14 protein-coding genes and 1 pseudogene are annotated in these 15,504 nt (G+C 32.3%); 5 read left to right on the plus strand and 10 right to left on the minus strand.

Annotated features, from left to right (window positions below; all coding sequences use genetic code 11):
- Positions 1-47: 47 nt before the first annotated feature.
- The 3 genes from RMO53_RS01665 to RMO53_RS01675 all read right to left on the minus strand — a co-directional run bounded on the left by RMO53_RS01665 (position 48) and on the right by RMO53_RS01675 (position 3,566).
- Complete coding sequence (locus RMO53_RS01665; RefSeq protein ID WP_310377612.1) at positions 48-1,865, minus strand: M56 family metallopeptidase; 1,818 nt, start codon at positions 1,863-1,865, stop codon at positions 48-50.
- 1 nt (position 1,866) lies between these two features.
- The gene (locus RMO53_RS01670) at positions 1,867-2,226 is read right to left on the minus strand and encodes a BlaI/MecI/CopY family transcriptional regulator (RefSeq protein WP_310377613.1); all 360 of its coding nucleotides are present in this window, start codon (positions 2,224-2,226) and stop codon (positions 1,867-1,869) included.
- Positions 2,227-2,348: 122 nt separating this feature from the next.
- Positions 2,349-3,566, minus strand: a complete 1,218-nt coding sequence (locus RMO53_RS01675) for an MFS transporter (protein WP_310377614.1) — start codon at positions 3,564-3,566, stop codon at positions 2,349-2,351.
- 93 nt (positions 3,567-3,659) lie between these two features.
- Here RMO53_RS01675 and RMO53_RS01680 point away from each other — a divergent pair, with 93 nt between their 5' ends.
- The 5 genes and pseudogenes from RMO53_RS01680 (at position 3,660) to RMO53_RS01700 (ending at position 7,317) form a co-directional block, all read left to right on the plus strand.
- Positions 3,660-4,262 carry a DUF1684 domain-containing protein gene (locus tag RMO53_RS01680; protein ID WP_310377615.1) on the plus strand — a complete coding sequence of 201 codons (603 nt, stop codon included), beginning with the start codon at positions 3,660-3,662 and terminating at the stop codon, positions 4,260-4,262.
- Positions 4,262-4,933: pseudogene (locus tag RMO53_RS01685) on the plus strand (TatD family hydrolase). The gene RMO53_RS01680 and the pseudogene RMO53_RS01685 overlap by 1 nt, the downstream one beginning before the upstream one ends.
- 2 nt (positions 4,934-4,935) lie before the next feature.
- The gene (locus RMO53_RS01690) at positions 4,936-5,658 is read left to right on the plus strand and encodes a tRNA threonylcarbamoyladenosine dehydratase (protein WP_310377616.1); all 723 of its coding nucleotides are present in this window, start codon (positions 4,936-4,938) and stop codon (positions 5,656-5,658) included.
- An 83-nt stretch (positions 5,659-5,741) separates the two neighbouring features.
- On the plus strand, positions 5,742-6,416 hold the full coding sequence (locus RMO53_RS01695) for an HAD family hydrolase (protein ID WP_310377617.1): 675 nt from the start codon (positions 5,742-5,744) through the stop codon (positions 6,414-6,416).
- Between the two features lie 55 nt (positions 6,417-6,471).
- Entirely contained in the window at positions 6,472-7,317 is an 846-nt protein-coding gene (locus tag RMO53_RS01700; protein ID WP_310377618.1) for a DUF2911 domain-containing protein, read from the plus strand.
- Between the two features lie 59 nt (positions 7,318-7,376).
- On the opposite strand, the gene RMO53_RS01705 is transcribed toward RMO53_RS01700, so the two are convergent.
- The 7 genes from RMO53_RS01705 to RMO53_RS01735 all read right to left on the minus strand — a co-directional run bounded on the left by RMO53_RS01705 (position 7,377) and on the right by RMO53_RS01735 (position 15,315).
- Complete coding sequence (locus RMO53_RS01705) at positions 7,377-9,095, minus strand: sodium:solute symporter family transporter (RefSeq protein ID WP_310377619.1); 1,719 nt, start codon at positions 9,093-9,095, stop codon at positions 7,377-7,379.
- A 120-nt stretch (positions 9,096-9,215) separates the two neighbouring features.
- Positions 9,216-11,744 (minus strand): PIG-L family deacetylase, encoded by a 2,529-nt coding sequence (locus RMO53_RS01710; protein WP_310377620.1) that lies wholly within the window; start codon positions 11,742-11,744, stop codon positions 9,216-9,218.
- 135 nt (positions 11,745-11,879) lie between these two features.
- Complete coding sequence (locus RMO53_RS01715) at positions 11,880-12,362, minus strand: hypothetical protein (RefSeq protein ID WP_310377621.1); 483 nt, start codon at positions 12,360-12,362, stop codon at positions 11,880-11,882.
- Between the two features lie 94 nt (positions 12,363-12,456).
- Positions 12,457-13,038, minus strand: a complete 582-nt coding sequence (locus tag RMO53_RS01720; RefSeq protein WP_310377622.1) for a Maf-like protein — start codon at positions 13,036-13,038, stop codon at positions 12,457-12,459.
- Positions 13,031-13,957: a geranylgeranylglycerol-phosphate geranylgeranyltransferase gene (locus RMO53_RS01725; protein ID WP_310377623.1), complete on the minus strand. Its 927-nt coding sequence runs from the start codon at positions 13,955-13,957 to the stop codon at positions 13,031-13,033. The genes RMO53_RS01720 and RMO53_RS01725 overlap by 8 nt, the downstream gene beginning before the upstream one ends.
- Positions 13,958-14,042: 85 nt before the next feature.
- Entirely contained in the window at positions 14,043-14,570 is a 528-nt protein-coding gene (locus RMO53_RS01730; RefSeq protein WP_310377624.1) for an HAD-IIIA family hydrolase, read from the minus strand.
- Positions 14,554-15,315, minus strand: a complete 762-nt coding sequence (locus RMO53_RS01735; RefSeq protein ID WP_310377625.1) for a DUF2520 domain-containing protein — start codon at positions 15,313-15,315, stop codon at positions 14,554-14,556. Before RMO53_RS01735 ends, RMO53_RS01730 begins: the two co-directional genes overlap by 17 nt.
- Between the last annotated feature and the right edge of the window lie 189 nt (positions 15,316-15,504).

Below are 15,504 nucleotides of genomic sequence, written 5' to 3' on the forward strand. Positions count from 1 at the left end.
AAGACGGTCTTGATTAGGAACCGTCTTTTTATAAACTAATTGATTTTTTATTCTTTTTTGATCTTTGCTCTTTCTTTTTCTAATTCTGCTTTTGCTTTCTCCATCTCGGCTTTTGCCTTGATCATCTCCTCTTTCATTTGAAGCATTTCGGCTCTTGCTTTCTCCATTTCTGGGCGCATGTTTTGCATCGCTTTCTCCATTTCGATTTTAGCTAATTCCATTTCAGGTCTTGCTTTCTCCATTTCAACTCGGGCCATTTCCATATCTTTATGAGCGTTTTTCATCGCTTCATTTCTTATTTTATTGATTTCTTTCGTAGTAATTACTATGGCTCCGTTTTTACCATTTGAGCCATACCTTTTTATAGCATGATTTCCTTTCAAAACATCTACGGAACTTATATCTTCTGGATCAATGTCTGAAATGTCAACATCACTGTCAACTCTTTTTCCATTGAGTATAATTATGGGTTTTGCGTTACCGTTTGTGATACGTTTAACAATAATTTTTTTATCTATTTTATGACCAGGAAATTCTGGTGCTTCAGGAACTTCTTGATTTTCATTAAATTCTGGACGTTCTGGAGCTTCAGGTGCATTAACTTCTACCTTTATTTCTTCTCCATTTTCATTATCATTGTGAATAGAATAGGAGTATTCGTTTGAACCATTTGAATTTTTGTTTACCGAAATCATACTAACTTCATTTGGTTCGCCAAATCCAATAGTAGTGTTGGTTTTATAAAAGTGTATTGGTTTTATAGGATCTTTTCCATTAAATTGATTCACACCTGAGTTTCCTTCTTTATCTTTATATTGGACTTTAATTCCAGTAATTTCTCCACTATTGTTTCTCTTTACATTCGAAAATTTAAGTGTAATTCCGTGCTGTTCCTTTAAGGTTTTTGCATCATTTTTCATTTCTGCTTCAGTAGCATTTTTGTCAATGAAAACTGCTGTAATATTTGAATTTTTTTCTTGTATCACTGTTGTTTCTTTCTCTTGTGCAACAATTTTTACTTGAAATAAAAAGACAAAGGCAATTAATGCAGGAATTACTGTTGCGTACTTCCAAGAATTTCTTTTGTTTGATTGATTTTTGTTTAACATAACGATTCGTTTTTTGATTAATGATTGATAAAAATGATTGGTAATTTCAACACAATTTTCCTGTGTTGTTATTTTTAAAAGCGTGAATTGATAAGCTTTTTTGTCGGATATGTTTTTTGATGCTTCGTTGTCAGCAATGTATTCGAGGTTTTGAATAATTGCTTTTTTGTACAACCAAACAAAGGGATTGTACCAAAACAGAATGCAAAATAATCTGGAAATCAGCACATCAATAGTATGATTTTGAGCGCTGTGGACTTTTTCGTGTTCCAAGATGTTTTCTAATTCGGTTGTGGTGTATAATCTAGAATTGTAAACTATATAATTAAAATAAGAGAAAGGTGAAATGTTTTCGGTTACATCAACAAATTTAAAATCAGCTTGTTGCTGTATAGTTTTGCCTTTTAAAACTTTGGATAAACTGAAAAAATCGAAAGCAAATTTCATTAGAAATAAAACCATTCCTGTGGCGTAAATAATTCCAAAAACCAAATACCAATTGATTTCAAAAACCTCGTTTTCGATTGGAGTTGAAGCAGGAAATTTTGACCAATCTATATTTTCTGTACTTGGTTTTACCCAAATGGTTTTGGTAAATGTCACAAACGGTAACACTACCGAAATTAGTAATCCTGATACTAAAAACGAACGATTGCTATTGAAAAATGTTTCTTTTCGCAGCATAAAATAATAGGATAAATAAAATAGGGCTATTAATCCACTGGATTTGATGAAGTATATAAATAGTGTTTCCATACTATTGTTTTTTTTCAATCATGGCTAGTATTTCACGTAACTCTTCGGCAGAAATTTTTTCTTCTTTGGCAAAAAAGGACACCATATTTTTATACGAACTGTCAAAATAAGTATCAATTGCAGTTGTCATAAAACGCTTTCTATAGTCTTCTATTTTTACAATTGGATAATATTGATGGGTGTTTCCATACGCATTATAGGATACAAAACCTTTTTCTTCTAGGTTTCTAATAATCGTTGAAAGCGTGTTGTAATGAGGTTGATCTTCAGTGATTTCTGCCATTACTTCTTTTACAAAAGCTTTTTTAAGCTTCCATAAAATTTGCATTATTTCTTCTTCTTTGTTGGTGAGTTTTTGCATAGTTGTATAAATTTTGTAAACTCAATAAAGAGTTGAACAAACTTACAACTATATTTGTAGTTATAAAACTATAATAACAGTTATTTAACTAAAATTTAAGTTTTAAAATAAAATTAGTTGGTTTAACTAGGATTATTTTTTATCATTTGTTTTAGTTTTAGACAAAAAAGCATGGCTGCAATTCCAAAACTTCCCATAACAATCCAGTTTGTAGTATAACCAAAACGGGAAATAATTTCGAGACCTAGTTTAGAACTTATAATATGTGCTAGGCTAAAACTCATGGTGTACAAAGCCATGTATCTGCCAACCTGATCTTTTGGAGCTCTACTCATAGCAAATCCATTGGCAAACGGAAAAATAAAAATTTCGCCAAAAGTTATTATAATGATACTAATTATTAAAATTCCTACCCAAGCATCAAACAATAAAATATAGAAACTTATAGCCATAAGAACCGTTCCCAAAAGAATACTTTTAATTCTGTTGATTTTTTTTCTTTCGAATAAACTTACAATAGGCATCTCAAACATAAAAATCAAAAGTCCATTTAATGAGATTATCAATCCTGTTTCAAATTCAGATAATCCAAATTGTTCATGATGAAATAGGGGTAAAGTAGTGAAAATTTGAAAAAAGAGCATGGCAGTTGTAAAACTTATAAATAAGAAAACCCAAAAAGATTTGTCCTTAAAAACCGATTTTTTTTCTAGGACAAGATTTTGTTCATCAAGAAGTTCCGGTATTTTTTTCTTTTCTTTTACAAAAAACGCAAAGATTAAAATGGCAATTATACACGTACTACCATCGACCCAAAACAAGCCTTGGTAGCCAATTCCCAATATAATTAATCCGCCAAGCATTGGTCCTGCAGCGAATCCAAGATTTATTGCTAATCGTACTAAAGACAATGCTCGAACTCTATTCTCGGGTTTTGCATACACGCTCAATGAAACAAACATTGCAGGTCTGAACATATCGGCAATGGTCATTAGTAAAAACATTCCAAAACATAAACCCCAAAAAGTGGTGATAAATTGCAACACAAAAAACAAAATTCCACTAGTAAAAAGGCTAAAAACCATTATCCTATAAAATCCAATTTTATCGGATAATTTGCCACCCAACCACGAACCCAGCATGGAACCAATTCCGAATGCAACCATAATCCAACCCACTTGGGTGTATGTAAAATGAAGATTTTCTTTTAAATATTTAGATAAAAATGGCAAAACCATAGTGCCTGCTCTATTGATAAAAGTAATCAGAGTCAGAATCCATACTTCGCGCCTAAACCCTCTAAAATTATTGATGTAGCGTCGAAGTGCCGTTTGGAACATGTAGTGTAATTATGTTTGTACAAAGGTAAAAATTTTATTGGTCCGTACCTTGTGACGTTATAACTTTAAGCTATTTTTGTATAAAATTTTAAAATGAAAAATATTCTGTTTTTAGCAATTTTCGGCTTATTTAATTTTGGCTTTAGCCAAGAAAAATTTGATGTTGCTGTTGTCGAAAAATTTCAAAAAGAATTGAATACTGAATATGCAGATTCTAAATCAAGTCCTTTGACTCCAGAAGATTTGGCTACTTTTAAAGCGTTAGATTTTTATCCAATAAGTGAAAAATTCTTTGTTACAGCTAAATTTGTAAGGACAAAAAAGGAAAAGCCTTTCGAGATGAAAACCTCTACAGATAGAAAACCACTGTATGTAAAATATGGCGAAGCTCATTTTATGATTGATGGTTTAAAGTTCAAATTAAATATTTATCGGAACATTGAACTTTCTAAAAATAACGAGTACAAAGACTATTTGTTTTTACCTTTTTCTGATTTAACATCTGGTAAAGAAAGTTATATTGGCGGAAAATATATTGATTTAAGAATCCCAAAAGGTGATTCGATTTGCATAGATTTCAACACATCATACAATCCGTATTGTGCTTATAATCATAAGTTTTCCTGTCCAAAAGTACCTTTGGAAAACGATTTGAATATAGCAATAAAAGCAGGAGTTATGAAATTTCACGACTAATGGATTTTTTCAATTTACATACACATAATGCTACAAATCAATTGGATGTATTGGAATTAGTCAATCAATATCCGCACGAATTTGATGATTCCATTCCGTTTTACTCCATAGGAATTCATCCTTGGTATATCGATGAAAACAGGTTGACATTAGATTTACAAAGTATTGAAAGTAAATTACAAGAAAAAAATTGTCTTGCCGTTTGAGAATGTGGATTAGATAAACGCATTGCAATTGCATTTGATTTACAGCAAAACGTTTTTGAAAAGCAATTGGCTTTAGCCCAAAAATATCAAAAACCAGTTGTGATACATTGCGTTGGCGCTTTTCAGGAAGTTATTGCAATCAAGAAAAAATTAAAAATAACAGTTCCAATGATTCTTCATGGATTTTCAAAAAATGAGCAAATAGCAAATCAATTAATCAGAAATGGATTTTACATTTCGTTTGGAAAATATTTGTTGCAAAATCCCGAATTAGAAACTGTTTTTAAAAACATGCCAAATGATAAATTTTTCTTGGAAACAGATACGGTTGAAGAAGGAATTCAAGCTGTTTATGCGCTAGCAGCAAATTATAAAGGAATTACGATTGAAGCAATTCAAAAACAGGTAAATAGTAATTTTAATGCTGTTTTTAAACAAACAACCAAATTAACGAATACACTTTAATCATGGCAGAATGGACCGAAAGAGCGGAACTTTTATTTAAAACCGAAGGATTGACAAATTTAAAAAACGCTACAGTTTTAGTCGTTGGACTTGGCGGTGTAGGCTCTTTTGCTGCAGAATTTTTAGCCAGAGCTGGTGTAGGCAAAATGACAATTGTAGATGGCGATGTTGTGGATATTACAAACATAAACCGACAATTGCCAGCTTTGCATTCTACTGTAGGAAAACCAAAAATCACAGTCGTTGGCGATCGATTAATGGATATAAATCCAGAATTGAAACTCACTCGAGTGCAAGAGTTTTTATCTCCAGAACGTGCTTTCGAAATTGTTTCCAGCGAATACGATTATGTTTTAGATTGTATTGATAGTGTTACCCCAAAACTAAATTTGATTATTGCGGCCAAACGAAAAAGAGTAAAAATCATAAGCAGTATGGGTGCAGGAGGAAAAATGGAAGCTGCAAAAGTGCATGTTTCTTGTATTTCAAAAGCTACCAATTGCATGTTGGCAAAAACCATTCGCAAGCGATTGAAAGCCGAAAAAATTGATAAGCTAAAAGTGGTTTCATCATCAGAAATTCAGGACGAATCCAGTTTAAAAATGACCGATGGTTCTAATTTTAAAAAATCATTTTATGGAACAAATAGCTATATGCCTGGATTGTTTGGTTTATACGCTGCAGAAACCGTGATTCGGTATCTTTTGAAATTAATTAAAAGCTAAAAATTACGACTGATTTTATGCTTTATTTCAAAGTTTTATTACTTGAATTTAAGTAATTCATAACCCATAACCCATAACCATTAATGATACAAACCGTAATTTTCGACATGGATGGCGTAATTGTTGATACAGAACCCGTACATCGATTTGCTTATTATCAACAATTTAAGGAATTAAACATTGCTGTTACCGAAGAAATGTACACTTCGTTTACCGGAAATTCTACTCGAAATACATTTCAAAAGTTAAAGAAATTATTTCCAATTATTGAAGATGATGTTGAAGATTTAATTCAACGAAAACGGACTATTTTTAATGATGCTTTCGATACAAAAAAGGATTTGGAACTATTAGAAGGCGTTGCTAAATTAATAAAGGATTTACATCATAACGGAATGCAGCTTATAGTGGCATCATCGGCCTCAAAAGTTACGATTGACCGTGTTTTTACCCGATTTAATTTGCATCACTATTTTTCACACATTGTTAGCGGTGAAGATTTCCCAAATTCAAAACCACATCCCGCAATTTTTGAGCATGCAGTGTTTTTATCTGGCACTCCAAATGAAAACTGCATCGTTATTGAAGACAGTTGCAATGGAGTGAAAGCGGCAAATGCAGCTGGAATTTTTTGTATTGGTTACCAAAGTTTTCATTCGAAAGATCAAGATTTGTCCACCGCAGATTTATTAATAAATCATTTTGATGAATTGAGTTTTGAAAAAATTTCCAATAGGCTTCCTCAAATTAAGTTATAATTAACATTTTTAGAAACTTGAATTACTAATTTTGAATAAACTAAATTTTAAAAACATGAAAAAAATAATCTTTGTTTTTGCAATGATGATTGCAAATTATGCTATTGAAGCTCAAGTAAAAACACCAGCTCCAAGTCCAAAGTCAACAGTAACTCAAGTTGTTGGTTTAACCGATGTTGAAATCGTTTACTCTAGACCAAGTTCAAAAGGAAGAGATGTTTTTAATAATCTAGTTCCTTATGGTAAATTATGGAGAACTGGAGCCAATGCAAATTCAACAGTTTCCTTTAGCGAGGATGTTATTATTGACGGGAAAAAATTAGCAAAAGGGAAATATGCAATTTTCACAACTCCAAGAGCTGATACTTGGGAAGTAGTTTTCTATTCAGATACTGATAATTGGGGAACTCCAGAAACTTGGGACGAAACTAAAGTGGCTCTAAAAACTAATGTTAAACCAGAAAATTTGAACCGAAACGTAGAAAGTTTTACTATAGGAATTAATAACATAGATAATAATTATGCTCATTTAGAATTGTCATGGGAAAAAACGCTTGTAGCTATAAAATTTGAAGTTCCAACCCAAAAAGCTGCAATGGCAAGCATTGATAAAGCATTGGCGGGACCAACTGCGGGAGACTATTTTTCATCAGCTCAATATTATTTCCAATCCAATGGTGATATGACAAAAGCGATGACTTATATCAACAAAGCTTTAGATATGAACAAGGACAAACCATTCTGGTACAACCGTTTAAAATCATTGATTCAAGCAAAACAAGGAGATAAAACAGGAGCAATCGAAACTGCCAAGTTATCTCTCGCTTCCGCTGAAATTGCTAAAAATCAAGATTATGTAAAAATGAATAAGGACAGTATAGCGGAGTGGAGTAAGAAATAATTCTTTTTTTGAATATTATTAAAAGCTGTCCAAAATATTTTTCGGGCAGCTTTTTTGTTTTAAGCTACTAGTTTTTTTCTAAAAATACTCGCCTGAAAAAAGATTGAAAGTACAATCGTTAACATCGCTCCAATGAAATTCAGCCACAAATAGCCTAATTTTTCTTCACCGCTTGGATAAATGAAAATGGCATAGTAATAAATAATAAAAATAGTTATTTGGCTTATGATTGCACTATAAAAAATAGCTTTTGCCTGAACTTGTTTGATATAAAAACCTACTAAGAAAATCCCTAAAACAGTTCCATAAAAAATCGATCCAACGATATTTACAAGTTGGATTAAGTTCTCAAACAGCGTTCCAATACTGGCAAAAAGTATGGCAATAATTCCCCAGAATAGCGTGAAAAATTTAGTAGCATTTACATAATGCTTTTCTGATTTTTCTACTTTTAGATTCCGTTTATAGATATCGATGGCAGTTGTGGAGGCTAATGCGTTGAGTCCAGATGCAGTTGAAGACATAGCCGCTGATAAAATTACAGCAAGCAACAAACCTATAAGTCCTTTGGGTAAATAGTGCAATATGAAATGAAAAAACACGTAATCTTTATCATTTGTTTCACTATTTGAATCCGCTTTCAGAATAATTTCTTTGGCGCTGTCTCTTAAATCTTTTTCTTTATTTGATAATGCAACCAACTCTTTTCTTAAAATAGGATTATCATAATCCTGATTCAATTGATCTATATATAATAGATTAATTACTTTTTTATCTTCGGACAAAGCGTTTAGCTTTTTTTCTAAAGCGAGATATTCATTTTTGTACTCTGATTTTTCTATTAATATTTTATTATTTGGATTAAAATTCAAAGGAACTGGGTTGAATTGGAAAAACACAAAAACCATAACTCCTGTAAGTAATATTAGGAATTGCATTGGCACTTTTAAAAGCCCATTCATGATCAATCCCATTTGGCTTTCTTTTACCGATTTTCCAGATAAATAACGGCCAACTTGTGATTGGTCCGTACCAAAATAAGCTAATGCAAGGAAAAAACCACCTGTGATTCCGCTCCAAAAAGTGTATTTTTCCTCGGGATTAAAGGAGAAATCTACAATATCCATTTTGTCATTTGCTCCTGCAATATGTATGGCATTTGCAAAGGTCATATCATTAGGCAAGTAGTGTAAAATGAGTAAAAAAGTAATAACCATTCCTGAAATTATTACAAACATTTGTTGTTTTTGTGTAACATTTACGGCTTTTGTTCCACCAGAAAAAGTATAAGCAATAACTAGTACACCTATTGCAATTATCGTTGCAGTTAGATTCCAACCAAGTAAAGCCGACAAGATTATTGCTGGAGCATAAATTGTGATGCCGGTTCCTAATCCTCTTTGTACCAAAAACAGAATTGCTGCAAGAGAACGTGTTTGTAAATCAAATCGTTTCTCTAGATATTCATAAGCTGTAAAAACTTTATACTTGTGGTATATGGGTATAAAAGTCAGGCAAATAACTACCATTGCTATAGGTAATCCAAAGTAGAACTGTAAAAACCCCATTCCGTCATGATACGCTTGTCCCGGAGTAGAAAGAAAAGTTATGGCACTAGCTTGAGTCGCCATAACCGAAAGTCCTACAGTGAACCAAGGCGTTTCGTTATTGCCAAGAATGTATTCTTCTACATTTTTGCTTCCTTTGGTTTTCCAAACACCATATATTACTATAAACAATAGGGTTACGATAAGTACAATCCAATCAAATAACTGCATAACTTAAGAGTATAATTTCATTATTATGTAAAAAAACAAAATGTAAATTGCATTTGCAACTAGCACCAACGTATAGCTTTTTTTCCAAGTATTCCCTTTTTTTGTTTCCATAGGGTTGATTTATTGTTTTAATGTTTTAACAGGAATCGTTACCGTTGATTTTAATGAAATCATATTGGCAATAAGTTTAAAAGCTCCCGAAACACCTTCTGGCAATTCTCTAAAAAGACTTAATCCCGTGTAAATATATTGCCCTTTTCCAAATGGTGCAACTAATAAAGCTCCGTTTTTTGGCGTTTCTCCTTTGTCATTTGAAGATAAAATAGGTGTGAAAGCTTTGTCAAATTCATTAGGATAATACAATCCTTGTTCTTGTTTCCAACCTTCAAAATCTTTTGAAGTAATTTTGTTAGGGTAATTTAGTATGGGATGATTTGGTACTAGAAACCGAACTTCGGCATTTTCTTCGGTTACACGATCTCTTGAAATTTTTAAAGGATAGGGTGCAATATTTTGAGTTAAAACATCATCAGTGTTGTATTGCACAATCATGGTTTTTCCTTCTTTTACAAAATCAAAAAGTAGGTTTTGTTTATTTACGATTGTTTGTAAAGTATTGTATGCTCGAACGCCAGTCATTACTACATCAAAGGTAGCGAGTTTTTCGGGACTTATTTCTTCGGGTTTGAGTAGCGTAACTTTATAACCCATTTGTGTCAAACTGTTAGGAACTTCATCTCCAGCTCCCATTATATAACCTATTTTTTCTCCATTTGTATTTAAATCAAGCCGTATGAATTTTGATTCGGCTGGTTTTAAAACTTGTTGTTTCGTAATGTGACTGTAATCGACTATGATTTGGTTGCTTTCATATTTTTCGCCGTCAATTAAGATACTACTTTTTACAGTAACTTCTTCTGGATTATTGGGTGGTGTTACTTCAAAATAGACCGTTTGTTCAGTACCTTTTTTTTCTAAATTAAAAGGAATACTTTTAGGAATAACTTTCCAGTTATTAGGTATTTCAAGTTGTAAATCCCCTTTGATGGCATCCTTTCCTGATTTTATTTTAATTCCAACATAGTTACTTTTTTTGCTACTAAACAAGATAACTTTGTCTAAAATTGTTGAAGTAACTACTGGAACAATGTCAAGATAATTATACATTTCGCCTTTAACATCATCGGTGTATTTATAAATTACGGTTCGCTCAAAAGGGATTTCAATACCTTCAATTTTAACATTAAAAACTACTTTTACTTCCCGAATTACATCAGGTATGCCTCTATTTTTTTGTTCGTTTACAGTATACATTCCTATTGTTCCGTTTTCTTTAAGCCAATAAGGCTGGGTGTATTCTATGGTTTGTGGCAACTGTAAATCGAGAGTTATATTTTGAACAATATTATTTTTTAAATCAAAGTTTTGCACTGTATTTTTTTGTTCTGGTAAAGCAGTAACACTTAGTAGTTGCATTGCAATTGGGCTTCTATTTATGGCTTCAAGCTTCAGTTTTATTAAACTACCAGGATTTGCTTCTTGATTTTGAGCTACAGCTTCAAGATACAATCCAGAACAGGCTGCAATAATTTTTTTGAGTTCATCGGATTTTATGGTTTTCCAATGATTTTCATCCAATGCTTGGATCATGGAATAGGCTTTCACTAAATTTGGTATACTCGCCGACGGGTTTTTAAAATCAAATTGCGAAAGTACAGTTGAAATGAATTCTCCAATAGGTTTTCCGTCTTTTACGCGGTTCCATGAAGTGTCAATTCCGTCAAAAATTGTAGTGTTGTTTTGTGGTTTTACACCATTTATAAACTCCAAATATTCCGTTTCTAGACCACGATTTCCGGTGCTGCCAAATCCTTGAGATTGATGACGACTGCGACTCAAAGCTGCTATTTCCTGATTTGATTTACCTGTAGATTGATAATAAACACCAGTTTGTAACGAAATTAAATTGGTTTTATCCGCTGCGTCAAATTTTTCTCTACTACCATAAAACCACCACGAAGTATTGAAAAACTGTCTTTTGGCTTGCCATGGTTGAACTAATTTTAATTGCTCCGGATAAACGGTTGGACTATTTGTTAAATCAAAGCTTTCGACACTCAACATTGCCGAGGAAGTGTGATGTCCGTGAGTTGTCCCTGGCGAACGATGATCAAATCGATTGATGATTACATCGGGCTGAAATTTTCGTATTGCCCAGACTACATCGGCTAAAACTTTTTCTTTATTCCAAATTTCTAATGTTTCGGTTGGATTTTTAGAATATCCAAAATCATTGGCACGTGAAAAAAACTGTTCACCACCATCGATTTTTCTAGCTTCAATTAGTTCTTGAGTTCTTATTACGCCTAATAATTCACGCAATTGAGGACCAATCAAATTTTGACCACCATCGCCACGAGTCAGAGATAAATAGCCCGTTCTAGCTTTGGTTTCATTTGATAAATACGATATTAACCGTGTGTTTTCATCATCAGGATGTGCCGCAATGTAGAGTACAGAACCCAGAAAATTTAATTTCTGAATTTGGTTGTAAATCTCTACAGTATTATGTTTTGCAGGTTGTTGAGCGTTAAGAATTTGGGATATAAAAAAGAATAAAAATAAGTATTTTTGGAATTTTATATGCATTTTGGATTTGAATTTGGTACAACTTCAAATGTAAGCATAAATTTATTTTTGAAATTTCTTTTTTATTTTCTTTAACAAAAAAAGGAGAGAAACTCAATAAGTTCTCTCCTCTTTAAATTTATTTAAACTATTTAATTAGTCACAATCATTGTATTTATGGTGTTTGTTGCCGTATTTGTTTCCTCGATTTCCTTTGTTTTTATGATATTTTTGATTAGAAATTGATGCATAATTATTTCTAGGATGGTAATACTCTTCTCTATAATTTCTATGATTTTCACGATAGTATTTTTGTTTGTGAAAATTAAAATCTGAATAAGGTGTGTTTCCAATGTACGTCAAAGCCACTCTGTAGCCTCTATTTACGTCATAATTACTGCAATATTCAGGTAAGTAACTGGAACGAACCCATCCTCTTGAACCATTAAAAATATAGATTCCAGCTTGAATATCGAAATAGGCCTCAATTTCAGGAAGAAAATAATACCTCACTTGGTTTTCATATCGATCGTGATATTGTGGTCGTGAACCTAAATTAACACTTACCGAAATTTGTGCGTTACTTTCTAAAGTGAAAATTATGATAAACGCTGCTAAAATAATTTGTAAGTTTTTCATGATTTCTGGAATTTAATTGTTTTTTATTCTTAAAAGATTATCTCTTTTATCAAAAACCAACAACTGTGCCACAAATATTTGAAGACAAATAATATTATAAATTTAACAAATAGTCATAAACCTTATCAGTGGGCATTCCCATGACGTTGGCATACGAACCTTCAATTTTTGAAACGCCAATGAATCCTATCCATTCCTGAATGCCATAAGCACCAGCTTTGTCGTAAGGTTTGTAATTTTCTAGGTAATAATAAATGGCTTCATCGCTTAATTCGTTGAAAGTTACTTTGGTGATTTCGTGAATAAGTGTTGTTTTAGAAATGGTTTTAAAACAAACCGATGTTATCACATCATGAGTAGTATTCGATAGAGATTTCAAAATTTCGAACGCATCTTGCTTATCTTTTGGCTTACCCAAAGCTTTATTGTTATGCCAAACGATGGTATCACTTGTTATGAGAATATCATTGGTTTGCAATTCACCTTCAAAAGCGTTGGCTTTCAATGCTGCAAGAAAATTGGTGATTTCGATCGCTTTCAGTTCAGAAGGATAAATTTCTTCGGTATCTTTTAATCTAATTTCGAAATCCAGATCTAAATCTTTAAAAAACTGTTGCCGTCTTGGCGAACCCGAAGCCAGTATAATATTGTATTGTTGTAATTTATTTTTAAGCATGATTTTTCATGTTGAATGTGATGATTGTTATTGAAATTATCCCGAAAAAAAGTATCCATTTGAGCACAATACTCAAATGATGAAAATCATTTTGACTTTTTGCAAAACCTATTTTTGTTGTGAAATAAATAAGTGGTGCTAGTATAAAAACGATTCCATAAAGTGTACTTATTTGTAAATCATTGGCAAATAAATAAGAATTTAAATAATGCAGGATACAGAATATTGGAATCAAACTCAATCCTAAAACCAGTTTTGTAGTTTTACTAATTCCTAATACAATAGGCAAAGTATTCATTCCTTGACTTTTATCACCATCAATATCTTCTAAATCTTTTACGATTTCGCGAATAAAATTAATCATAAAAGCAAAAATAGCATAATCCAAAAGTATCATGAACAGTAATCCCATTACGGATCTGTTTTCGGGATTAGTTACTGGGTACAAGTCAAATAATCCAATAATTAGAATACTTAACGAAAGCAATAACGCTACAATTATATTTCCTATGAGTAAGCTTTGTTTTAAACTTGTGGCATATAAATAAAGTGTTGCGGCAATAATAATAAATAATGCAGCAAAGCCAGGTTTGCCAATTACATTCGATAAATAAAAACCTATGAATACGCCAATAACAGTAAAAATAAAATAAAAAGTATAGGCTTTAGATTCCGAAATATGTTTACCAATAATTACATTTTGGGGTTTGTTTTCATGGTCTGTTGCTACGTCAAAAATGTTATTAATAATGTAACCACCAGCAGCAATACTAACAGTCGATACAACTAAAAGCAAGTAGTGCCAATAGGCTAAAGCCAAAGTAATATCTTGTAATTTCAAGAACCCATATCTAAAAATAAGCTGCATAAAAGCCAGCATTAATAAGTTTTGATACCGAATGAGTTTTAGGTATTTCATTTGTTTTTAATCGTTTACATGACTATCCTTAACTTGAATCAATGCAAATTTTTCTTTTTGGATTAGTAACAGACATTAATAATAATTAATCTAATTTTCCATCAAAATGTGTAGTCCATTTTCCTTGTACTTTCATGACTTGTTCTATCACATCACGTGCAGCACCTTTCCCACCATTTTTGTGCGAAATATAACTTGAAATGGTTTTTATTTCTGGACTGGCATCTTGCGGACAAGTAGGTAATCCCACGAGTTGCATGACGTGATAATCTGGAATATCATCGCCCATATACAAAACCTGTTCTGGATTTATACTGTATAATTCGATATATTCTTTATACGTTTCGACTTTATCAGGTGTGCCAAGGTGAATGTCGGTTATTCCAAGATTTCGCAATCGTACCCGAACACCTTCGTTACTTCCGCCCGAAATGATGCAAACATTATAACCACTTTCTACGGCAGCTTTCATGGCATAACCATCACGAATATTCATGGTTCGAAGAATTTCACCTTCGTTGGTTACAAATACAGAACTATCAGTAAGTACACCATCAACATCAAAAATAAACGTGGTGATATCGTTCATTATTTCTTTATAACTTTGTGCCATTATCTTGTATGGATTGCGTTAGTATTTTATAAATAGTTGCTTGATTTTTGTTTGACAGCAGTGATAAATGCGATGCTATTGTTTCTAAATCATTCCGTTTTGCTGGACCAGTTTGAGCATCTTCTGGCGAAAGCGTCATGATTTTATTTGCTGTTTCTAGTATTAAAGGTTTTAAAATATCAAAAGGAACTTGATGTTCCTCACAAATTTCTTTACCTATTTGGTACAAATTATTTACAAAATTATTCACAAAAACGGCGGCAACATGCAAAGCTTTTCGTTGGTCAGTATTGACTGCAAAAACAGCATCCGAAATACTTTTTGCTGCTTTATCCAATAACTGAAAATCATTTGAATTTTCGCTTTCAATGCAAATGGGAACAGTACTAAAATCCATAGGTTTACCTTTCGAAAAAGTTTGCAACGGATACAAAACACCTTTTCGGTTTTTGTTGTCTAAAGCATTCAATGCGACACTTCCGGACGTATGCACAACCAACCTATTTATGAAAGGTAATTGAGCAGAAACACTATCAATTGCATCATCTGATACAGCAATTATATACAAATCAGCTTCTAGTAATTCATTAAAACTGGTAGTGATTTTGCTAGAATCGAGTAGGTGAGTTAACGTTTCTTTTTGCCTGGAATAGATTTGAATGAGTGTTGCCGTAGTACTTTTGGCGAAAGCCAAAATCAAGTGTTGCGCCACATTTCCTGAACCAATAACAATTACTTTAATCATGAGACAAAACTAATAAAAAAAACGAAGTGTACTACTTGTATTTTAAATGGAATTTAGAACCTAAAATCTTATTTTTTTTGAATTTACTACTATAAATAGTCTGTTATTTGTCATTCTGTCGCAGGAAGAATCTCTTCGAGTTGTTTCATTTTTTGAGATTCTTCCTGCGTCAGAATGACAAAGTAACAT

Origin of the sequence: Flavobacterium sp., assembly GCF_031409475.1 — a bacterium.
Taxonomy (GTDB): Bacteria; Bacteroidota; Bacteroidia; order Flavobacteriales; family Flavobacteriaceae; genus Flavobacterium.

Coding starts and splice junctions, on each gene's coding strand:
- RMO53_RS01665 (WP_310377612.1), bottom strand. CDS start 1,865: ATGGAAACACTATTTATATACTTCATCAAATCCAGTGGATTAATAGCC.
- RMO53_RS01670 (WP_310377613.1), bottom strand. CDS start 2,226: ATGCAAAAACTCACCAACAAAGAAGAAGAAATAATGCAAATTTTATGG.
- RMO53_RS01675 (WP_310377614.1), bottom strand. CDS start 3,566: ATGTTCCAAACGGCACTTCGACGCTACATCAATAATTTTAGAGGGTTT.
- RMO53_RS01680 (WP_310377615.1), top strand. CDS start 3,660: ATGAAAAATATTCTGTTTTTAGCAATTTTCGGCTTATTTAATTTTGGC.
- RMO53_RS01690 (WP_310377616.1), top strand. CDS start 4,936: ATGGCAGAATGGACCGAAAGAGCGGAACTTTTATTTAAAACCGAAGGA.
- RMO53_RS01695 (WP_310377617.1), top strand. CDS start 5,742: ATGATACAAACCGTAATTTTCGACATGGATGGCGTAATTGTTGATACA.
- RMO53_RS01700 (WP_310377618.1), top strand. CDS start 6,472: ATGAAAAAAATAATCTTTGTTTTTGCAATGATGATTGCAAATTATGCT.
- RMO53_RS01705 (WP_310377619.1), bottom strand. CDS start 9,095: ATGCAGTTATTTGATTGGATTGTACTTATCGTAACCCTATTGTTTATA.
- RMO53_RS01710 (WP_310377620.1), bottom strand. CDS start 11,744: ATGCATATAAAATTCCAAAAATACTTATTTTTATTCTTTTTTATATCC.
- RMO53_RS01715 (WP_310377621.1), bottom strand. CDS start 12,362: ATGAAAAACTTACAAATTATTTTAGCAGCGTTTATCATAATTTTCACT.
- RMO53_RS01720 (WP_310377622.1), bottom strand. CDS start 13,038: ATGCTTAAAAATAAATTACAACAATACAATATTATACTGGCTTCGGGT.
- RMO53_RS01725 (WP_310377623.1), bottom strand. CDS start 13,957: ATGAAATACCTAAAACTCATTCGGTATCAAAACTTATTAATGCTGGCT.
- RMO53_RS01730 (WP_310377624.1), bottom strand. CDS start 14,570: ATGGCACAAAGTTATAAAGAAATAATGAACGATATCACCACGTTTATT.
- RMO53_RS01735 (WP_310377625.1), bottom strand. CDS start 15,315: ATGATTAAAGTAATTGTTATTGGTTCAGGAAATGTGGCGCAACACTTG.